The sequence below is a fragment of the Enterobacter cloacae complex sp. Mu1197 genome, assembly GCF_040059225.1.
In the GTDB taxonomy this organism is placed as follows: domain Bacteria; phylum Pseudomonadota; class Gammaproteobacteria; order Enterobacterales; family Enterobacteriaceae; genus Enterobacter; species Enterobacter quasiroggenkampii.
In genome coordinates, this window is record NZ_CP157375.1 from 3,732,238 (window position 1) to 3,753,898 (window position 21,661).

The 21,661-nt window shown below is 56.7% G+C and carries 15 protein-coding genes; 3 read left to right on the plus strand and 12 right to left on the minus strand.

Annotated features, from left to right (window positions below; translation table 11 throughout):
* Positions 1 to 60 precede the first annotated feature (60 nt).
* The 3 genes from queE to ABFV38_RS17510 all read right to left on the minus strand — a co-directional run bounded on the left by queE (position 61) and on the right by ABFV38_RS17510 (position 3,053).
* A complete protein-coding gene (gene queE / locus ABFV38_RS17500; RefSeq protein WP_021241905.1) occupies positions 61 to 732 on the minus strand; it encodes a 7-carboxy-7-deazaguanine synthase QueE in 672 nt (223 codons plus the stop codon).
* Positions 733 to 804: 72 nt separating this feature from the next.
* Positions 805 to 1,494: an N-acetylmannosamine-6-phosphate 2-epimerase gene (locus ABFV38_RS17505; RefSeq protein WP_348957653.1), complete on the minus strand. Its 690-nt coding sequence runs from the start codon at positions 1,492 to 1,494 to the stop codon at positions 805 to 807.
* Complete coding sequence (locus ABFV38_RS17510) at positions 1,494 to 3,053, minus strand: PTS transporter subunit EIIC (protein ID WP_048029207.1); 1,560 nt, start codon at positions 3,051 to 3,053, stop codon at positions 1,494 to 1,496. The genes ABFV38_RS17505 and ABFV38_RS17510 overlap by 1 nt, the downstream gene beginning before the upstream one ends.
* A 165-nt stretch (positions 3,054 to 3,218) precedes the next feature.
* Between ABFV38_RS17510 and ABFV38_RS17515 the strand changes: the two genes are divergently transcribed.
* On the plus strand, positions 3,219 to 4,043 hold the full coding sequence (locus tag ABFV38_RS17515) for a MurR/RpiR family transcriptional regulator (RefSeq protein WP_032675434.1): 825 nt from the start codon (positions 3,219 to 3,221) through the stop codon (positions 4,041 to 4,043).
* Positions 4,044 to 4,400: 357 nt separating this feature from the next.
* Complete coding sequence (locus ABFV38_RS17520; RefSeq protein WP_348957654.1) at positions 4,401 to 5,510, plus strand: SDR family oxidoreductase; 1,110 nt, start codon at positions 4,401 to 4,403, stop codon at positions 5,508 to 5,510.
* A 53-nt stretch (positions 5,511 to 5,563) separates the two neighbouring features.
* Here ABFV38_RS17520 and eno read toward each other — a convergent pair whose 3' ends face one another.
* The 5 genes from eno to rlmD form a co-directional block, all read right to left on the minus strand.
* Entirely contained in the window at positions 5,564 to 6,862 is a 1,299-nt protein-coding gene (eno, locus tag ABFV38_RS17525) for a phosphopyruvate hydratase (protein ID WP_024909267.1), read from the minus strand.
* Between the two features lie 82 nt (positions 6,863 to 6,944).
* Positions 6,945 to 8,582: a glutamine hydrolyzing CTP synthase gene (gene pyrG / locus ABFV38_RS17530; protein WP_032648095.1), complete on the minus strand. Its 1,638-nt coding sequence runs from the start codon at positions 8,580 to 8,582 to the stop codon at positions 6,945 to 6,947.
* A gap of 223 nt (positions 8,583 to 8,805) precedes the next feature.
* Positions 8,806 to 9,597 carry a nucleoside triphosphate pyrophosphohydrolase gene (gene mazG, locus ABFV38_RS17535; RefSeq protein ID WP_348957655.1) on the minus strand — a complete coding sequence of 264 codons (792 nt, stop codon included), beginning with the start codon at positions 9,595 to 9,597 and terminating at the stop codon, positions 8,806 to 8,808.
* A 66-nt stretch (positions 9,598 to 9,663) separates the two neighbouring features.
* The gene (gene relA / locus ABFV38_RS17540; RefSeq protein WP_008499628.1) at positions 9,664 to 11,895 is read right to left on the minus strand and encodes a GTP diphosphokinase; all 2,232 of its coding nucleotides are present in this window, start codon (positions 11,893 to 11,895) and stop codon (positions 9,664 to 9,666) included.
* A 51-nt stretch (positions 11,896 to 11,946) separates the two neighbouring features.
* A complete protein-coding gene (gene rlmD / locus ABFV38_RS17545) occupies positions 11,947 to 13,245 on the minus strand; it encodes a 23S rRNA (uracil(1939)-C(5))-methyltransferase RlmD (RefSeq protein ID WP_235400393.1) in 1,299 nt (432 codons plus the stop codon).
* A 57-nt stretch (positions 13,246 to 13,302) separates the two neighbouring features.
* Here rlmD and barA point away from each other — a divergent pair, with 57 nt between their 5' ends.
* Entirely contained in the window at positions 13,303 to 16,062 is a 2,760-nt protein-coding gene (barA, locus tag ABFV38_RS17550; protein WP_048029196.1) for a two-component sensor histidine kinase BarA, read from the plus strand.
* A gap of 89 nt (positions 16,063 to 16,151) precedes the next feature.
* On the opposite strand, the gene ABFV38_RS17555 is transcribed toward barA, so the two are convergent.
* The 4 genes from ABFV38_RS17555 to gudP all read right to left on the minus strand — a co-directional run bounded on the left by ABFV38_RS17555 (position 16,152) and on the right by gudP (position 21,417).
* Positions 16,152 to 17,291, minus strand: a complete 1,140-nt coding sequence (locus tag ABFV38_RS17555; RefSeq protein ID WP_348957656.1) for a glycerate kinase — start codon at positions 17,289 to 17,291, stop codon at positions 16,152 to 16,154.
* 77 nt (positions 17,292 to 17,368) lie between these two features.
* A complete protein-coding gene (gudD, locus tag ABFV38_RS17560) occupies positions 17,369 to 18,709 on the minus strand; it encodes a glucarate dehydratase (RefSeq protein ID WP_348957657.1) in 1,341 nt (446 codons plus the stop codon).
* Positions 18,710 to 18,721: 12 nt separating this feature from the next.
* The gene (locus ABFV38_RS17565) at positions 18,722 to 20,062 is read right to left on the minus strand and encodes an enolase C-terminal domain-like protein (RefSeq protein ID WP_348957658.1); all 1,341 of its coding nucleotides are present in this window, start codon (positions 20,060 to 20,062) and stop codon (positions 18,722 to 18,724) included.
* Complete coding sequence (gene gudP / locus ABFV38_RS17570; RefSeq protein ID WP_032675441.1) at positions 20,062 to 21,417, minus strand: galactarate/glucarate/glycerate transporter GudP; 1,356 nt, start codon at positions 21,415 to 21,417, stop codon at positions 20,062 to 20,064. Before gudP ends, ABFV38_RS17565 begins: the two co-directional genes overlap by 1 nt.
* Positions 21,418 to 21,661 lie beyond the last annotated feature (244 nt).

Here is a 21,661-nt window from a genome sequence, read left to right on the forward strand (position 1 = left end):
CCGGCCTACAAGCGCCTCGAACCGTAGGCCCGGTAAGCGTTCGCGCCACCGGGCTTTTTTTCAGGCAATATTCAGATATTTGTGCGTCTGCATCGACAGGCGCCAGTTGCGCGCAATACAGGTTTCAATGCACAGGCGCGTTGCATCGTCTTTCTGGCTGATAGGCTGCAGGGCAATCACCCGCTGCTTTTCATCCGTCAGGGTGGCCAGCAGTTCATCCAGCGCTTCGATATCACGCACGCGCCCTACCGGGTGCTTAATCTCATCCGCGCGCTCCAGCGCCTGAGACAGCACGTCGTACCCGCCGCGCATATTCACTTTTGGCGATACCGTCACCCAGGTGGTGTGCGAGCAGCGCACTTCATGGGTACCGCTGGTTTCGATCTGGCAGCTGTAGCCGTTCTTTTCGAGCAGCTCGGTCAGCGGGGTCAGATCGTGGATGCAGGGTTCACCGCCGGTGATCACGACGTGGCGCGCCGTCCAGCCCTGACGGCCAATAATGGCCAGCAGATCTTCGGCACTGCCCGCGCCCCACTTATCGCTCTCTTTGGTTTTCGCCAGAATGCTAAACAGCGACACTTCCCGATCTGCGAGCTTATCCCACGTATGTTTGGTGTCACACCAGGCACAGCCAACCGGGCATCCCTGTAAACGAATGAAAATAGCGGGAACGCCGGTAAAGTAACCCTCGCCTTGCAGGGTCTGGAACATCTCGTTAATCGGGTACTGCATAGTCATCTCAGTAAAGGGGATAAACGATAAGTATCGCAGATCCCCGCCGGATGGTCATGCTCCATCGGTGCTTTACGCGCCAATCGCCGCCATAAACCGTTCCGTGATTTGCTGTGGACGGGTGATCGCGCCGCCGACCACCACCGTATGCGCGCCCAGCGCCAGGCACCTGGCCGCACGTTCAGGCGTATCCACGTTGCCTTCGGCAACCACGGGCACCGTCACGGCCGCCAGCACCGCTTTCAGGAACGCGCAGTCGTTGTCAGGCAACGTATGGCCCGCGGTTTCCGCCGTGTAGCCGTAAAGCGTGGTGCCGACGCAGTCGAAGCCCAGCGCCTGCGCCGTCACGGCTTCGTCCACGGAGGAGATATCCGCCATCAGCAGCACCGCGGGATAGCATGAGCGGATGCGCGAGACCAGTGTTTCCAGAGATTCGCCGCCAGGACGTTCCCGCGCCGTCGCATCAAGCGCAATGATGTCCGGCGAGACGCTCATGAGCTCATCCACCTCTTTCATTGTCGCAGTGATAAACACCTCGCTTTCGGGATAATCCCGTTTGATGATGCCGATGACCGGCAAAGACACCTGCTGCTTTATGGCCTCAATATCCGCCACGCTGTTGGCGCGAATAGCCGCGGCCCCGCCCTGTGCCGCCGCCAGCGCCATTCTCGACATAATAAACGGGCTGTGCAGCGGTTCATTTTCCAGCGCCTGACAGGAGACGACCAGTTTTCCCTTGAGGGTATCCAGTACAGTTTTCATTACGATAAGATCTCTTCCACTTCGTTTTTGATAATCGTGACGTGCGGGCCATAGATGACCTGAACGCCGTTGCCGCGCACGATAACGCCGCGCGCCCCGGTGGCTTTCAGCGCCGCGTCATTCACTTTGCTGCCGTCTTTAACCGTCACGCGAAGACGCGTGGCGCAGCAGTCCACCTCGTCCAGATTGTCTTTTCCGCCTAATCCGGCGATCACCGCAGCAGCGCGTTCGTTTTGCGGCAGACTGACTTCGTCAGCCATCGCCTCCTTTTCCCGACCCGGCGTCGCGAAATCAAAGCGGTTAATCAGATAGCGGAAGGTAAAGTAGTACAGGAAGAACCACGGTACGCCGACCAGCGGAACGAACATCCAGTTGGTTTTGGCCTCTCCCTGCAAAATGCCGAACAGCACGAAGTCGATGAAACCGCCGGAGAAGGTTTGCCCAATGGTGATATGCAGCATGTGCGCGAGCATGAATGCCAGCCCGTCAAACAGCGCATGGATGACGTAGAGCACCGGCGCAATAAACAGGAACGAGAATTCGATAGGCTCGGTAATCCCTGTCAGGAACGAGGTTAACGCCGCAGAAAGCAGCAGTCCGGCAACGCGTTTTTTGTTCTCGGGTTTTGCCGTGTGGTACATCGCCAGGCACGCCCCGAGCAGGCCAAACATCATCGTGATAAAGCGCCCGGACATGAAGCGTGACGTGCCTTCGTAAAACTGACGCGTGGTCGGATCGGCCAGCTGGGCGAAGAAGATCCGCTGCGTGCCTTCCACGAGGTGTCCGTTGACGATTTCACTCCCGCCAAGCGCGGTGGTCCAGAAAGGCAGATAGAAGATGTGGTGCAGACCGAACGGGCCCAGCATGCGAAGAATAAAGCCGTACAGCAGGGTGCCCAGATAGCCGGTCGCATCCACCAGCCCGCCCAGACCAAAAATCAGCTTCTGGAAATGCGGCCAGACCACGGTCATGAGCGCACCGACGAGTATCGCCGCCAGCGAGCTGATAATAGGAACAAAGCGCGAGCCGCCAAAAAAGCCCAGGAACTGCGGAAGCGCAATTTTATTAAACCGATGATGGAGCGCGCAGGTCACCAGTCCAATCACCACGCCGCCAAACACGCCGGTTTCCAGCGTCTGAATACCCAGCGTCATGCCCTGCCCCACGGCCCCCGGGTTCTCATGCGCCAGTTTGCCGGTGAGGATCAGCAGCGCGTTGATGGTGGCATTCATCACCAGAAACGCGAGTAACGCCGCCAGCCCGGCCGTGCCCTTATCGCTTTTTGCCAGCCCGACGGCCACCCCAACGGCAAACAGCACCGAGAGGTTCGCAAACACGATGGATCCTGCGCTGCTCATGATGGTGAAAATGGCCTGCAGCCAGCTCACGTCTAAAAACGGATAGGCTGCCAGCGTGTTGGGATTCGATAACGCGCCGCCTATCCCCAGCAGCAGACCCGCCGCAGGCAACACGGCAATCGGCAACATAAAGGATTTGCCAAAGCGCTGCGCTTTTTCAAACCATCCTCCTGAAGAAGCCCCACTGAATATTTGCATCATTTTTTCATCCCCTCATTAAACGATGAAAATTTTTACCATATAAATATTTAATAGTGAAAATTACCATCACAAACCAGGACGACGATCATACTTTTTCAAAATGACTGGCATCTTTCCCCCGCTTTCCGCCACACTAGTCGCAGAGAAACGCATTAAGGATCGAGCATGTCAGACCATGAAAACCTGCTGCTGAAGCTACGCCAGGAGGCTTCCGGGTACAGCCCAACACAACAAAAACTCGGTGAGTTTGTCCTCAGCGATCCAGCCCGGGTGCTCTACCTGACGATCACCGAGCTGGCGCGCGAGAGCCACACCAGCGAGGCCAGCGTAACGCGTCTTTGCCGGACGCTGGGCTGCAAGGGCTATAACGAATTTAAAATGGCGCTTGCGCTGGATATTCAGCAGGGCCAGCCCGCGCGTCAGGCGGGGGATGAGATTGATAACGTGGTGGATGAGTCGGTGCAGGCATTGCAGGATACCGCCAGGCTTCTTGACCGCGCGCTGCTTGAAAAGGCCGCGCTAGCGCTGCATCAGGCGCAGTCGGTGCAGATTTATGGCGTTGCGGCCAGCGCGATCCTCGGGGAGTATCTCCACTACAAGCTGTTGCGTCTGGGGAAACCCGCACAGCTGTTTAGCGATATGCACCGCGCGGCCATGAATGCGACAACGCTTTCAAAAGAGACCCTGGTGGTGGCTATCTCCAGCTCGGGTTCAACGCGGGATTTACTCCACGTGGTGAAGCTTGCCCGCAAACGTGGCGTTAAGGTACTGGCTCTCAGCAATACGCCCCGCAGCCCGCTGGCGTCCCTGAGCGACATGCAGCTGGTGGCCGCCAAGCCAGAGGGGCCGCTTAGCGCGGGCGCGCTCAATGCTAAGGTTGGGGTCATGCTGCTGGTCGAGCTGCTGACTACGTCCCTGATTGCGCTGGATGGTCATTACGGCGACGTTAGCCAGCAAACAGCCAGCGCCACGCTTCCCCTTTTGCTCTGAAAATCATTCGCAGGCTAAATAAAACAGCCTGCGTCTTGTGTCGTCTGATTTACGTTAAGGGGGGGTGAATCATTTATCCGGCAAATGTTTGGTGTAACAAAGTATTATATTTATTACATTTTGAATTAAGCTAATCATCTGGTGGTGCGGAAATAAAAAACATAAAAATCAAAATTTTAAAATATTAATTTTAATAAATTGAATTTTTATCCAACCTGTAATGTCCAATATCTCCACCTGATTTCCTTTCCTTAAAATAAGCTTAAGACGCCATTGATTTCGGCGTTTTATTATTTAAATGCCGTTTACTTTTGCCCGCCTACAATCCGCCTCATCAATCATAATGAGACGGTATTAATGAAGATGTTATTGATTACAGGCGTGACCGGATTTCTGGGCGGTGCAGTACTGGAAAAAATACTCACCAGCGATCAACCCGTAAAACTGCTTTTGCTCGCGCGTGCCAGCGATCCGCAGAGCGGGCTGAAGCGCGTGCTGGAGAACATGCGCAAGTTCAACGTTCCTGAGGACAAACTGGCCTCTCTGAATGTGGATAATATCCTGATTGGCGACCTCAGCCAGCCTGAAGCCTTCCTGAACGATCCCCGTCTGGATCGGGTCACGCATGTCGTGAACTGTGCGGCTGTCGCCTCATTTGGTAACAACCCGCTCATCTGGAAGGTCAACGTTGAAGGAACGCTGGCGCTGGCGCGCCGTATGGAGCAGGTCTCAGGACTTCAGCGTTTCCTCCACGTAGGCACGGCAATGTCATGCACACCGGAGCAGGATTCCCTGGTCGCCGAAAGCGCGGAATTCAGAGAGAATGCTGAACACCTGGTGGAATACACTTATTCGAAGTCAACCATCGAACAGCTGATGCGCCAGGAATGTCCGAACCTGCCGCTGCTCATCGCGCGTCCGTCCATCGTTGTCGGCCATACCCGCCACGGCTGCACACCGTCGAGCAGCATTTTCTGGGTCTTTAGCATGGGCCTGATGCTGCAGAAGTTTATGTGCTCCATGGAAGACAGGATCGACGTTGTTCCGGTGGATTATTGCGCCGACGCGCTGTTAATGCTGCTGGACAGCAACGCGCGTCCGGGGGAAGTGGTACACATTTCTGCCGGTGAAGAGAATAGCGTTCGCTTTGCGGATATCGATCAGGCGATGGCGCAGGCGCTGGAGAAAGCCCCCGTCGGGGATAAATATGCGCAGGTTAGCTACGAAACGCTGGTCAGAATGCGCCGCGAGTTGAAAACGATTTTTGGCCCGTGCAACGAACGTCTGATGCTAAAAGCCATGCGGTTATACGGTGCGTTTGCCACGCTTAACGTGCGCTTCAGCAACGATAAGCTGCTGAGCATGGGGATGCCGAAGCCACCCCGGTTTACGGATTATATCGCCCGCTGCGTGCAAACCACCCAGGGGCTGACGATCCCGGAGCAAATGGCGGTTGATTTTAAATAGCCAAAAAAAATGCCAGTCATGCGACTGGCATTTTCATTTTAAGGCTTAGGCGATTATGCCTGGCCTTTGATCTCTTTACGACCGTTGTATGGTGCTTTTTCGCCCAGCGCTTCTTCGATACGAATCAGCTGGTTGTATTTAGCAACACGGTCAGAACGGCTCATAGAACCGGTTTTGATCTGGCCTGCAGCGGTACCTACAGCCAGGTCGGCAATGGTAGCGTCTTCAGTTTCGCCAGAACGGTGAGAGATAACCGCGGTGTAGCCAGCGTCTTTCGCCATTTTGATCGCAGCCAGCGTTTCGGTCAGGGAACCGATCTGGTTGAATTTGATCAGGATGGAGTTAACGATGCCTTTCTCGATACCTTCTTTCAGGATCTTGGTGTTGGTTACGAACAGGTCGTCACCCACCAGCTGGATTTTGTCGCCCAGTACTTTAGTCTGGTATGCGAAGCCAGCCCAGTCAGACTCGTCCAGACCGTCTTCGATAGACACGATTGGGTACTGTTTGGTCAGGTCTTCCAGGAAGTGAGTGAACTCTTCGGAGGTGAACGCTTTGTTGCCTTCGCCAGCCAGAACGTATTTACCGTCTTTGTAGAATTCAGATGCTGCACAGTCCATCGCCAGGGTGATGTCTTTGCCCAGCTCGTAGCCAGCAGCTTTTACTGCTTCTGCGATAACAGCCAGAGCTTCTGCGTTAGAACCCAGGTTTGGCGCATAGCCACCTTCGTCACCAACAGCCGTGTTCATGCCTTTAGCTTTCAGAACTTTAGCCAGGTTGTGGAACACTTCAGAACCCATACGTACCGCTTCTTTCAGGGATTTCGCGCCAACTGGCTGAATCATGAATTCCTGAATATCAACGTTGTTGTCTGCGTGCTCACCACCGTTGATGATGTTCATCATTGGTACAGGCATGGAGTATTTGCCTGGGGTGCCGTTCAGTTCAGCGATGTGCTCGAACAGTGGCATACCTTTCGCAGCCGCAGCCGCTTTGGCGTTTGCCAGAGAAACAGCCAGGATTGCGTTCGCACCGAAGTTAGATTTGTTTTCAGTACCGTCCAGATCGATCATGATCTTGTCGATGCCAGCCTGGTCTTTGGCGTCTTTGCCAATGATTGCCTGAGCAATAGGACCGTTTACAGCGCCAACCGCTTTCAGTACGCCTTTACCCAGGAAGCGAGATTTGTCGCCATCGCGCAGTTCCAGCGCTTCGCGGGAACCGGTAGAAGCACCTGATGGAGCAGCAGCCATACCAACGAAACCACCTTCCAGGTGAACTTCGGCTTCAACGGTCGGGTTACCACGGGAGTCGATGATTTCACGACCGATGACTTTAACGATTTTGGACATTAGATTTTCCTCAGTACAAGTTAAACTAAAACTCCAGACAAACAACGCGTACCAAAGGTACGCGTTGCCGTTCTAACTTTTTTTACTTCGCCTGACGCTTCTGGTAGTCGCTGGCGGCCTTCACAAAGCCTGCAAACAGCGGATGCCCGTCACGTGGCGTTGAAGTAAATTCCGGGTGGAACTGGCAGGCGACAAACCACGGATGGTTTGGCACTTCAATGATCTCGACTAACTGATCATCCCCGGAGCGTCCCGCAACACGCAGGCCCGCGGCTTCAATAGGTTTCAACAACATGTTGTTGACTTCATAGCGGTGACGATGGCGCTCGGTGATGACCGGCTCGCCATACAGCTTGCGAACCACGCTATCGTCAGTCAGCTGGCAGGCCTGTGCGCCAAGACGCATGGTGCCACCCAGATCGCTCTTCTCGGTACGGACTTCGACGTTACCTTCTTCGTCACGCCATTCGGTGATAAGCGCCACAACAGGGTACTTACAGTCTGGCACAAATTCCGTAGAGTTCGCGTTTTCCATTCCCGCTACGTTGCGCGCAAATTCGATCAGCGCAACCTGCATACCCAGACAGATGCCGAGGTATGGAATATTGTTTTCACGCGCATAGCGCGCGGTGGCGATCTTGCCTTCTACACCACGGTAGCCGAAGCCGCCTGGGATAAGAATAGCATCCAGATCTTTCAGGATTTCAACGCCACGCGTTTCAACATCCTGCGAATCAATCAGCTTGATGTTCACGGAGACACGGTTCTTCAGACCACCGTGTTTCAGCGCTTCGATCACGGACTTATAGGCATCCGGCAGCTCGATGTACTTGCCGACCATACCGATAGTCACTTCGCCTGCCGGATTGGCTTCTTCGTAAATAACCTGTTCCCATTCAGACAGGTTAGCTTCCGGACAGTTCAAGCTGAATCGTTTACAAATATAATCGTCCAGGCCCTGAGATTTCAACAGGCCCGGGATTTTATAAATGGAATCGACATCTTTCATTGAAATAACGGCTTTTTCAGGCACGTTACAGAACAATGCAATTTTCGCACGTTCGTTCGCCGGCACCGCACGATCGGAACGGCAAACCAGGATGTCTGGCTGAATACCAATGGAGAGCAGCTCTTTAACAGAGTGCTGAGTCGGTTTGGTTTTCACTTCACCTGCAGCGGCCATGTACGGCACCAGCGTCAGGTGCATGAACAGCGCGTGTTCACGGCCAATGTCTACCGCCAGCTGACGAATCGCTTCCAGGAATGGCAGGGATTCGATATCACCCACGGTACCGCCGATTTCAACCAGCACCACGTCGTGGCCTTCGCCACCCGCAACAATGCGTTCTTTGATGGCGTTAGTGATGTGCGGGATAACCTGAACGGTGGCACCCAGATAATCACCACGGCGCTCTTTACGAAGAACGTCGGAGTAGATGCGGCCGGTCGTGAAGTTGTTACGACGGGTCATTTTGGTGCGGATGAAACGCTCGTAGTGGCCAAGATCCAGATCGGTTTCAGCGCCGTCTTCAGTAACGAACACTTCCCCGTGTTGGATTGGGCTCATGGTGCCCGGATCGACGTTGATGTACGGATCCAGTTTCATCATGGTCACATTGAGGCCACGGGCTTCAAGAATGGCTGCGAGGGAGGCTGCGGCAATGCCTTTACCCAGAGAGGATACGACCCCGCCGGTCACAAAAATATAGTTCGTTGTCATGCTGAACCTGAGAAGTTAGGGTGAAACGATGGAATAACCAGGACGGGAAAGTAGTATACCCGAACACGGCGAGCGCCACAAACTTTCATTCTCCGTCTCCATTCCAGGCCATGACAAACATAAGGAGTGAGAAAATAGCCCCTTTTGGGTAAATGTTTTTGACGCAAATCAAGCGCTTGTCATTTAAAAAATCACACAAATTGCGCTTGATCGCAAAATTTCGTTAGAGATCAGATTCCTGGCGCTTTACTTCCTGCCAGACTTCTTCCATTGCCTCGAGGTCAATACCGGTCATTTCCAGGCCTCGCGAGGCGACAATCCGCTCCACTTCGCGAAAGCGGCGTTCGAATTTCAGGTTGGCTTTTTGCAGTGCCGTTTCCGCTTTTACACCCAGGTGGCGAGAAAGGTTGACGGTCGCAAACAGCAGATCGCCCATCTCTTCCTCAAGCTTTGCTTCATCCACCACCGCCTGCTGCGCTTCGTGCATGACTTCGTCAATCTCTTCGTGCACTTTATCCAGCACCGGACCGAGGGAGGTCCAGTCAAACCCCACCGCGGAGCAACGTTTCTGGATTTTGTGCGCGCGCATCAGCGCGGGCAGGCTCAGCGGGATATCATCCAGCGCGGAGTGCAGGGATTTTTCTGCCCGCTCGGCGCTTTTGATCTGCTCCCAGCGGGCCAGCACTTCGGTGCTGTTTTCTGCGGTGGCGTCACCGAAAATATGGGGATGACGGCGCTCAAGCTTGTCGCTGATGGCAGCGCAAATATCGTCAAAGTTAAAGCGCCCTTCTTCCTGCGCCATCTGCGCGTAGAACACCACCTGGAACAGCAGATCGCCCAACTCGCCGCGCAGGTCGTCAAAATCTTCACGGGAAATGGCGTCCAGCACCTCGTAGGTCTCTTCAAGGGTGTACGGGGCGATGGTGGCGAAAGTCTGCTCTTTGTCCCACGGGCAGCCGTTTTCCGGGTCGCGCAGGCGTTTCATGATGCCGAGCAGGCGGTCGATTTGAGTCATAGTTCTGTCCTGATGATAAAATGCCGGGTGGCGGCGTTGCCTTACCCGGCCTACGGAAGAGGATGTTTAGCCGCCGTGCAGACGACGCGCGTCAATCACATCCGGCACCTGGTTCAGCTTGCCGAGCACGCGGCCCAGCACCTGCAGGTTGTAGATTTCGATAGTCATATCGATGGTGGCAAGCTGCTCGCGGGTATCGCTGCGGCTGGCGACGCCCAGCACGTTGACCTTCTCGTTGGCGAGAATGGTCGTAATGTCGCGCAGCAGGCCGCTGCGGTCGTTGGCGGTAACGCGCACCACCAGCGAGTAGCCAGCAGAATAGCTTTCCCCCCAGACCGCTTCCACGATGCGCTCCGGCGCATGGGACTGAAGCTCGGCAAGCTGGTCGCAGTCGGAACGGTGAATCGAAATTCCGCGCCCCTGGGTGATAAAGCCGACGATATCATCCCCTGGGATTGGCTGGCAGCAGCGGGCGATGTGGTGCATCAGGTTACCGACACCTTCGACCACCACGCGGCCGTTGTCCTTGCTGCGCTGCTGCGGCGCGTAGGTTTTCTGCTGCAGCTGCTTCAGCGCCGCCGCGTCCTGCTCTTCCGCGCTTGGCTTATTGAACTGCGCCTGCAGGAAGTTCACCATCTGATTCAGACGAATATCACCGCCGCCAATGGCCGCTAACAGCTCATCAAGCTCGTTGAAGTTGTAGCGCGGCAGCAGGAATTTCTCCGCCTCTTTCAGGCTGATTCCGATATGCTCCAGCTCGTCGTCGAGGATCTGACGACCGGCCAGGATATTCTTGTCACGATCCTGTTTACGGAACCAGGCGTGAATTTTCGAGCGTCCGCGGCTGGTGGTGACATACCCCAGGTTCGGGTTAAGCCAGTCCCGGCTCGGGTTCGGCTGCTTCTGGGTAATGATTTCAATCTGGTCACCCATCTGCAGCTGATAGGTGAACGGTACGATACGCCCGCCAATTTTCGCCCCGATGCAGCGGTGCCCCACATCGCTATGGATGTGGTAGGCAAAATCGAGCGGCGTAGAGCCGGCCGGCAGGTCAACAACGTCCCCTTTCGGCGTAAAGACATACACCCGATCGTCAAAGACCTGGCTGCGCACTTCGTCGAGCATCTCGCCGGAATCGGCCATCTCTTCCTGCCACGCAATCAGCTTACGCAGCCAGGCAATGCGGTCTTCGTGGCCTGAACGCGCCCCGCCGGACGTGCCTTCTTTGTATTTCCAGTGCGCGGCAACGCCCAGTTCGGCATCTTCATGCATCTGCTTGGTGCGGATCTGAATCTCGACCGTTTTACCGCCCGGGCCAAGCACCACGGTATGAATAGACTGATAGCCGTTCGGTTTGGGGTTGGCGACATAGTCATCGAACTCATCCGGCAGATGACGGAAGTGCGTGTGCACTATCCCCAGCGCAGCGTAGCAGTCCTGCAGACGCTCCGCCACGATACGCACGGCGCGCACGTCAAACAGCTCGTCAAAGGCGAGGTGTTTCTTCTGCATTTTGCGCCAGATGCTGTAGATGTGTTTTGGTCGACCGTAGACTTCGGCGCGCACGTTCTCTTCTTTCATCGCCTGACGCAGGCCACCGACAAACTCCTCGATGTAGTGCTCGCGATCGATACGGCGCTCGTGCAGGAGTTTGGCAATCCGTTTATATTCCGCCGGGTGCAGATAGCGGAAGCAGTAATCTTCCAGCTCCCATTTCAGCTGACCAATCCCCAAGCGGTTCGCCAGCGGCGCATAGATGTTTGTACACTCTTTGGCGGCCAGCACGCGCTCGTCTTCCGGCGCATCCTTCACCTCTCGCAGGTGGGCAATACGCTCGGCCAGCTTGATGACCACGCAGCGGAAATCATCCACCATGGCCAGCAGCATCCGGCGAACGTTATCGACCTGCTCTGAGGAGACGGAATCGGTGTGCGCGGCTTTAAGCTGACGGATGGCCGCCATATCGCGTACGCCGTGGATCAGCGCGACGACGGATTTCCCGACGCTGTCGCGCAGCACGTCTTCGCTGACCACGTCCGCATCCGCGAGGGGGAAGAGCAGCGCGGCCTGCAGCGTTTCGATGTCCATGTTCAGCATGGACAGGATTTCAACCATCTCCACGCCGCGCCACAGGAGAAGATCGGCGTCGGGATGCCCCTGCGTGGTGCGCAGACAATAGGCCCAGGTTTCGGTTAAGCGTTCACACGACTGCTGGCTGGAAATTCCCAGACTTGCGATCCATTTTTGTGGGTCAAACTCCCCAGCTTTATTGAGATGTGCACTTCTTACCGCAACCATTGTCCTCTCCTTTAGGGACCAGGGCCTGTCGAAGTCGACAAGCCAAACAAATTAGATGTGCTCGAACAACACCATCGATTCCAGATGCCCAGTGTGCGGGAACATGTCCAGCATTGCCAGACGCTGAATCTGGTAACCCGCGCTGAGTAATGCCTCGCTGTCCCGGGCAAGCGTTGCCGGGTTACAGGAAACATAGACCACACGCTTCGGCGCGAGTTTAATAATATGTGCCATCACGCCCGGGGCACCGGCACGTGCCGGGTCGAGCAAAATTTTATCGAAGCCCTGCTTTGCCCACGGCTGTTGGGTGACATCTTCCTCAAGATTTTGATGAAAGAATGTCACATTTTGCAAGCCGTTCTGCCGCGCGTTCTCCTGCCCTTTCGCCACCAGCGCCTCAACGCCTTCCACGCCGACGACGCTGGCCGCTTCTCGCGCCAGCGGCAGCGTGAAGTTGCCCATTCCGCAGAACAGATCGAGCACCCGGTCGCTTTTCTGAACATCCAGCCACGCCAGCGCTTTCGCCACCATCTGCTGGTTAACGCCATCATTGACCTGAATGAAATCTCGCGGACTGAACGTTAAGCGTAGCCCGTTTGACGCATACCAGGGCGCCTCACCGGTAACCTGTTCAAGTATCTCGCTTTGTGGTGCAAGGAAAAGCGCCAGGTCGTGGGAATGCGAAAAGCGTTCCAGTTTTTCGCGATCTTTTTTCGACAACGGCGCGGTATGGCGCAGCACCATCAGCGGGCCATTGTTTGCCATGACCAGTTCGACATGCCCAAGATGGCGAACGCCGTCCAGCCCGGAGAGGCAGATGCGCACTTCCGGAAGCAATGCCTCAAGATGGGGCACCAAAATGGGGCACTGCTTCACGTCAACGATGTCGCTGGAGCCGGCCTTGCGAAACCCCATCTCCAGCCGCTCCGTTTTTGGCTGATAGCTGAGGCTCAGGCGCGCGCGACGACGATAGCCCCAGGGCTCATCGGCAAGAATTTCGTTAACGTCATGTTTAAGCAGACGCGACAGCGCGCGGCTTTTGCTTTTTTGCTGTAATTCTGTGCTCGCGTGCTGTTGCTGGCAGCCGCCACACACGCCAAAATGAGGACAGCGGGGCGCCACACGCTCCGGGCTATCGTTGAGTCGACGCTTAACCTGCCCGCGCGCAAACTGGCGTTTATCTTCCGTCAGCGTAATTTCTGCTCGTTCTGCTGGCAGTAAACCTGTTATAAACAGAGCCTTACCATTGTGGCGTGCCACTCCCTGACCAAACGGATCAAGGTCCGTGGCCTCAACAGTGATGATTTGACGCGTCGTCACGCGTCGCTTTGCAGAGTAGAATTGCGCCATCGCCGAGATTTTTCTCACATAAACATAATTATCTTAATTGTCCCATAACGGAACGCCATGACCAACTACAGCCTGCGCGCGCGCATGATGATTTTGATCCTCGCCCCCACCGTTCTCATCGGTTTGCTGCTGAGTATCTTCTTTGTGGTGCACCGCTATAACGATTTGCAGCGACAGCTGGAGGATGCAGGCGCCAGCATTATCGAACCGCTTGCCGTCTCCAGCGAGTACGGCATGAACCTGCAAAACCGCGAATCCATTGGGCAGTTAATCAGCGTACTCCACCGCCGCCACTCGGACATCGTACGCGCCATTTCCGTTTACGACGAACATAACCGCCTGTTTGTCACCTCGAATTTTCATCTCGATCCGGCGGCCCTGAAGATCCCGGACGGTACGCCGTTCCCGCGCCACCTCACCGTATTGCGGCGCGGCGATATCATGATCCTGCGCACGCCGATCGTATCGGAAAGCTATTCCCCCGATGAGTCTGCGCAGTCCGACGCCAAATCCAGCAATAATATGCTGGGATATGTGGCGCTGGAGCTGGATCTCAAGTCGGTCCGGCTACAGCAGTACAAAGAGATTTTCATCTCCGGCGTGATGATGCTGTTCTGCATCGGCATTGCGCTGATCTTCGGCTGGCGCCTGATGCGCGACGTGACGGGTCCCATCCGCAACATGGTTAACACGGTTGACCGCATCCGCCGGGGACAGCTCGACAGCCGTGTGGAAGGGTTTATGCTGGGCGAGCTGGATATGCTGAAAAACGGCATCAACTCGATGGCGATGTCGCTGGCGGCCTATCACGAAGAGATGCAGCACAACGTTGACCAGGCGACGTCCGACCTGCGCGAAACGCTGGAGCAGATGGAGATCCAGAACGTTGAGCTGGATCTGGCGAAAAAGCGCGCTCAGGAAGCGGCACGTATCAAATCGGAATTCCTTGCCAATATGTCGCACGAGCTGCGCACGCCGCTCAATGGCGTGATCGGCTTTACCCGTCTGACCCTGAAAAGCGAGCTGAATCCTACTCAGCGCGATCACCTGCACACCATTGAACGCTCGGCCAACAACCTGCTGGCGATCATCAATGACGTGCTGGACTTCTCCAAGCTGGAAGCGGGCAAGCTGATCCTCGAGAGTATTCCCTTCCCGCTGCGCAGCACGCTCGATGAAGTGGTGACGCTGCTCGCGCACTCGTCGCACGACAAAGGCCTTGAGCTGACGCTTAATATTAAAAACGACGTGCCGGATAACGTCATTGGCGATCCGCTGCGCCTGCAGCAGGTCATTACCAACCTTGTCGGGAATGCCATTAAATTCACCGAAAGCGGTAATATCGACGTCCTGGTAGAGAAACGCTCGATCAGCAGCAATAAGGTCCAGATTGAAGTCCAGATCCGCGATACCGGCATCGGCATTCCGGAGCGCGACCAGTCGCGTCTGTTCCAGGCGTTCCGTCAGGCGGATGCCAGCATCTCCCGCCGTCATGGCGGCACCGGTCTGGGGCTGGTGATCACCCAGCGTCTGGTTAACGAGATGGGCGGCGATATCTCTTTCCACAGCCAGCCAAATCGCGGTTCGACTTTCTGGTTCCACATTAATCTGGACCTCAATCCGAACGTGCTGACCGATGGCCCAGTGACGGACTGCCTGAAAGGCAAGCGTCTGGCCTACGTTGAACCTAACGCTGCGGCGGCGCAGTGTGCGCTCGACATCTTAAGCACCACGCCGCTGGAGGTGGTCTATAGCCCAACCTTCTCCGCTCTGGCCGTTGAGCATTATGACATCCTGCTGATGGGGATCCCGGTCACCTTCACCGGCGAGCTGACCATGCAGCAGGAGCGGCTGGCGAAAGCCGCGTCGATGACCGACTACCTGCTGCTGGCGCTGCCTTGCCACGCGCAGCTGAATGCAGAAGAGTTGAAAAATGACGGGGCCGCCGCCTGCTTGCTTAAACCGCTCACTGCGACCCGCCTGCTGCCCGCGCTCACGGAATATTGCCGTCTTAGCCAGCATGCCCTTCCGCTGATTAACGATGAGCAAAAATTGCCGATGAGCGTGATGGCGGTGGATGATAATCCGGCCAACCTGAAGCTCATTGGCGCATTGCTTGAAGACCAGGTTCAGCATGTTGAGCTGTGCACCAGCGGCGCGCAGGCGGTTGAACAGGCTAAGCAGATGCAGTTCGATTTAATCCTGATGGATATTCAGATGCCGGGCATGGACGGCATTCGGGCCTGCGAGCTGATCCACCAGCTGCCGCATCAGCAGCAAACGCCGGTTATTGCTGTCACCGCGCACGCGATGGCAGGCCAGAAGGAGAAGCTGCTGAGCGCCGGGATGAACGATTACCTGGCAAAGCCCATCGATGAAGAGAAACTTCATAGCCTGCTGTTGCGCTACAAGCCGGGTCATATTGGCGGAACGTACACGGTTTCCAGCGAGCAGGCTGAGATAAGCGTTAATCAGAACGCCACCTTTGACTGGCAGCTTGCGCTGCGCCAGGCGGCAGGTAAACCCGATCTCGCCCGCGACATGCTGCAAATGCTGGTCGCGTTTCTGCCGGAAATTCGCAATAAGGTGGAAGAGCAGCTGGTGGGTGAAAATCCGGAAGATCTGCTGGACGCAATCCACAAGCTGCACGGCAGCTGCGGGTACAGCGGCGTACCGCGGCTGAAAAACCTCTGCCAGCTGCTGGAGCAGCAGCTGCGTGCGGGCACGCCGGAATCGGAGCTTGAACCGGAGTTCCTGGAGCTGCTGGATGAAATGGATAACGTGACGCGCGAAGCGATGAAGGTGTTGGGGAGCTGAGGTAGAAGCCCGGTGGCGCTACGCTTACCGGGCCTACAGGTGCACTAACGTAGGCCGGGTAAGGCGAAGCCGCCACCCGGCAATCACAGCTAAAATGCCTGCCCCACTTTCAGCACCGCCGCGATATTTCTTGCGGCCATCCTGACGTTCTCGCCGGCATTTTCCAGCGCGTCTTCCAGCGAGCAGATGGTGTAGATCACGCTAAACACCGCATCAATGCCGTGATCGTGTACCACGCCAACGTCCGCCGTCAGGCTGCCCGCAATGCCGATAACGGGTTTGTTAAAGCGTTTCGCCACCTTCGCCACGCCCACCGGGACTTTGCCGTGGATCGTCTGGCTGTCAATGCGGCCTTCACCGGTGATCACCAAATCCGCATCGGCCACCTGGTCGGCCAGGTGTAGCGCATCGGTCACGATCTCAATGCCCTGGCGCAGCTGCGCGCCGCAAAAGGCGTAGAGCGCCGCACCCATGCCCCCCGCCGCGCCGCCGCCAGCAAGGTTTAGCACATCAATATCCAGGTCCCGGGCAATCACGCTCGCATAGTGCGCAAGCGCGTTGTCCAGGGTGACGATCATCTCGGGTGTGGCCCCCTTCTGCGGGCCAAATACGGCTGACGCGCCGTCCTTCCCGGTAAGCGGATTGGTTACATCGCAGGCCACCTCAATCCGGCACTCCGCCAGACGTCTGTCCAGCCCGCTCAGGTCGATACGCGCGAGTTTTCCCAGCTCGCCCCCGCCCAGCCCAAGAGGCTGTTCATTGTCGTCCAGCAGCTTCGCCCCCAGCGCCTGCACCATGCCTGCGCCGCCGTCATTGGTGGCGCTGCCGCCAATGCCAATAATGATATGCTTAACGCCCGCATCCAGCGCGTGACGAATCAGTTCGCCCGTGCCCCATGAGGTAGTTTTCAGCGGATTACGCAGCGAAGGTGCAACCAACTCCAGGCCGCTTGCCGCCGCCATTTCAATAAAGGCGCTCTGCTTATCTCCGGACAAGCCATAGAACCCCTCAACGCGCTCGCCCAGCGGGCCGGTCACCGGAACATGCACAATGCTTCCCTGCGTTGCTGCGATCATCGCCTCAACCGTCCCTTCGCCACCGTCCGCGACCGGCAGTTTCACATAAACCGCCTCGGGAAAGATCTCGCGAAAACCACGTTCTATCGCTGTCGCAACCTCAAGCGCACTCAAACTTTCCTTATACGAGTCCGGTGCGATAACAATTTTCATAAGCCATCCTTACGCATAGTCGTTACGTTAAGCATACACCACGTAAAAGACCGCTCGTGGGAGCGGTCCCAATGCGTTTATCGTACCATGCACGGACGTTTATTGTCGAATGTCCAGTCCGGGATCAAATACTGCATCGCCATCGCATCGTCGCGCGCGCCCAGACCGTGTTTCTGATACAACTCATGGGCCTTCATGACCTGATCCATATCCAGCTCAACCCCCAACCCCGGCGTGGAAGGCACCTGCACCATGCCGCCTTTGATCTCAAACGGCTGCTTAGTCAGACGCTGATTACCTTCCTGCCAGATCCAGTGGGTGTCGATAGCGGTGATGGTGCCCGGCGCGGCGGCGGCGACGTGCGTGAACATCGCCAGAGAGATATCAAAGTGGTTGTTGGAGTGCGAACCCCAGGTCAGGCCAAACTCATGGCACATCTGCGCCACACGCACCGAGCCCTGCATCGTCCAAAAGTGCGGGTCAGCCAGCGGAATGTCGACTGACTGGAGGGATAAGGTATGCCCCATCTGACGCCAGTCGGTAGCAATCATATTGGTCGCGGTTGGCAGCCCCGTAGCACGACGGAATTCCGCCATCACTTCACGGCCAGAGAAGCCTTGTTCAGCGCCGCATGGATCTTCCGCATACGCCAGCACGCCTTTCAGCTGCTTGCCGATCGCGATCGCTTCATCAAGCGACCAGGCGCCGTTCGGATCCAGCGTCACGCGCGCCTGCGGGAAGCGTTTTGCCAGCGCGGTGATGGCTTCCGCCTCTTCTTCCCCGGCCAGCACGCCGCCCTTCAGTTTAAAATCGTTGAAGCCATATTTCTCGTAAGCGGCTTCCGCCAGGCGCACCACCGCATCCGGGGTCATTGCCTCGTCGTGGCGAAGCCGGTACCAGTCGCACTGTTCTTCGGGCTGGCTCTGGTACGGCAGTGGCGTCAGCTTGCGGTCGCCGACAAAGAACAGATAGCCCAGCATTTCCACTTCGCTGCGCTGCTGCCCCTCGCCCAGCAGCGACGCAACGTTAACGCCCAGATGCTGGCCCAGCAGATCCAGCATCGCGGCTTCAATTCCGGTCACCACGTGGATAGTGGTGCGCAGATCGAAGGTCTGCAGGCCCCGGCCCCCGGCATCGCGATCGGCAAAAGTATTGCGCACGGTGTTGAGGACATTTTTGTATTCGCCCAGCGTTTTGCCCACCACTAGCGGAATGGCCTCTTCCAGGGTTTTGCGGATCTTCTCCCCGCCCGGAATTTCGCCCACGCCGGTATGGCCAGCATTGTCTTTGATAATGACAATGTTGCGGGTAAAGAACGGCGCGTGCGCGCCGCTCAGGTTCAACAGCATGCTGTCATGGCCCGCAACCGGAACGATCTGCATGGCGGTGACGACAGGGGTAGAAAAAGTACTCATCATTCAATCCTTTTATCAGTGACGTCCGAAAACAGGGCGCTTACGGTCAAATGTCCAGCCGGGAATAAGGTACTGCATCGGGCCCGCGTCGTTACGCGCGCCGCCCGGCAATTTTTTATACGCCTCATGGGCTTTCTGGATCCGATCCCAGTCCAGCTCCACGCCCAGGCCCGGCGCATCCGGTACGGCAATTTTGCCCTCTGTGATTTCCAGCGGATTTTTCGTCAGGCGGGCTTCCCCTTCCTGCCAAATCCAGTGGGTGTCGATGGCGGTCGGGTTACCCGGCGCTGCGGCGCCAACGTGAGTAAACATCGCCAGCGAAATATCAAAGTGATTGTTCGAGTGACAGCCCCAGGTGAGCCCCCAGTCATCGCACAGCTGGGCCACGCGCACTGCGCCGGAGAGCGTCCAGAAGTGCGGGTCCGCCAGCGGTATGTCGACGGCGTTCAGCATCACCGCATGCCCCATTTCGCGCCAGTTCGTGGCGATCATATTGGTCGCCACCGGCAGCCCGGTGGCACGACGGAACTCGGCCATCACTTCGCGGCCCGAGAAGCCCTGCTCCGCGCCGCAGGGGTCTTCCGCATAGGTCAGGACATCCCCCAGCCCTTTGCACAGGCTAATGGCTTCATCCAGCAGCCATGCGCCGTTCGGATCGACGGTGATCCGTGCATCCGGGAAGCACCGTTTCAGCGCCCGGGCCGTCTCAATCTCCTGCTCGCCGGGCAGCACGCCGCCCTTCAGCTTGAAGTCCTTAAAGCCGTAGCGATCCTGCGCCGCCTCGGCCAGCCGCACCACCGCGTCGCTGGAGAGCGCTTCCTGGTGGCGCAACTGATACCAGTCGTGGTCGCCCGCGGTTCGGGCCAGATAGGGGAGGTCGGTTTTATTGCGATCGCCAACGTAGAACAGATAGCCCAGCACGGTGACTGCATCGCGCTGTTTGCCGGGCCCCAGCAGTTCGCAGACCGGGACATTGAGCGCCTTCCCCAGTAAATCAAGGAGAGCCGCTTCCAGGGCAGCAACCGCGTTGACGCGCAGTTCAAACGTCCAGGCACCTTTACCGAACGTCTCAAAGTCAGCCGACTGATTGCCCTTATGCACCCGCTGAACCACCTTGTTCAGGCGGGCAATCTCCTGCCCCACGACCTGCGGAATGGCATCGACCAGCGTCTGGTAAATCACCTCTCCGCCTGGCGCCTCGCCCACGCCGGTATTTCCTGCGCTGTCTTTCAGCACGACGATATTACGGGTAAACCAGGCGTTATGCGCACCGCCAATATTGAGCAGCATGCTGTCCTGCCCGGCCACCGGGATGACCTTCATCTCAGTGATGGTTGGGCTCGATTGCGTTGTCATCAGCCACGCTCCGCAACAGGTTTAAGTTCGACGCGTTTGATATCCCCCACCAGCACCAGGTAACTCAGCACCGCCACCAGCGCATGCACACCCACGTAGATTAGCGCACCGTTAAACGATCCGGTGGTGCCGACGATGTAGCCGATAGCGATGGGCGTAACAATCCCGGAGATATTGCCAAACATGTTGAACAGACCGCCGCTCAGGCCGCTGATCTCTTTCGGGGCCGTATCCGCCATCACCGCCCAGCCCAGCGCGCCAATGCCTTTGCCGAAGAAGGCCATCGCCATAAAGCCGATAATCATCCACTCGGCATTGACGTAGTTACAAAACACCATGGTCATGGAGAGCAGCATGCCGAGCACGATAGGCGTTTTACGCGCGATGTTCAGTGAACCCGTGCGGCGCATCAGCCAGTCGGAAATGACCCCGCCGAGCACGCCCCCCACGAAGCCGCAGATAGCCGGAACCGAGGCGACAAACCCCGCTTTCAGAATCGACATGCCGCGTGCCTGCACCAGGTAAACCGGGAACCAGGTGATGAAAAAGTAGGTCAAGGCGTTGATACAGTACTGGCCCAGATAGATCCCGATCATCATACGCGAACCGACGAGCTGCCTGATCTGCGCCCATTTCTGGCTGAACGGGACCTTCGCCGTCGAGGATTTCTGATCCATGTTGATCAGCGCACCGCCTTCTGCAATGTACTCCAGCTCTTTTTTGTTTACGCCAGGGTGCTGGTTGGGTTCGTGGATCACTTTCAGCCAGATAAAGCTGATGACGATCCCGAGTCCGCCCATAAAGAAGAACACGTGCGACCAGCCCACCTCATGAGTCAGCCAGCCCATAATGGGCGCAAAGATCACCGTCGCGAAGTACTGTGCGGAGTTAAAAATCGCCACCGCCGTTCCCCTCTCCTGCGCCGGGAACCAGGCCGCCACAATGCGGCTGTTGCCCGGGAAGGAAGGCGCTTCCGCTAACCCCACCAGGAAGCGCAGCGTGAAGAGCGCCACGATAATGCCGAAGCCGCTGAAGATATCGACGAAGCCCTGCAGCAGGGTAAAGGCAGACCAGATGAAGATGGACCAGAAATAGACCCGTTTAGAGCCAAAGCGGTCCAGCAGCCAGCCGCCAGGAATTTGCCCGATGACGTAGGCCCACGAGAAGGCGGAGAAAACGTAACCCATGCCCACGGGATCGAGGCCGATATCTTTTGCCATTTCCGAGCCGGCAATCGACAGCGTGGCGCGGTCACCATAGTTAAAGGACGTGACGATAAACAGCATCACCACTATCCAGTAGCGGGCATTGGTGCGCTTTTCAGCGCTGCTCGCTGCGTGGCTTAATGAACTCATTGTTGCACTCCTGAAACATAGCTTTCGCCTGGTTCATTCTGTACAGCACCGGTAGGGTAAGCAGAATGAGATTGATTTTGTCGTTTTGGTACGGCCTGAAGCCGTTTTATCGTGACCGGAAAAGTATATGAAGGAGTGCCTCTTCACCTCACCGTGCAAAAACACAGTATTAAAGGGTGTGAGGGAGGTTGTTTAGGGCATAAGCCCAGAGGAGTGGAAGGTGGTTCACGGAAATGGCGTTTGG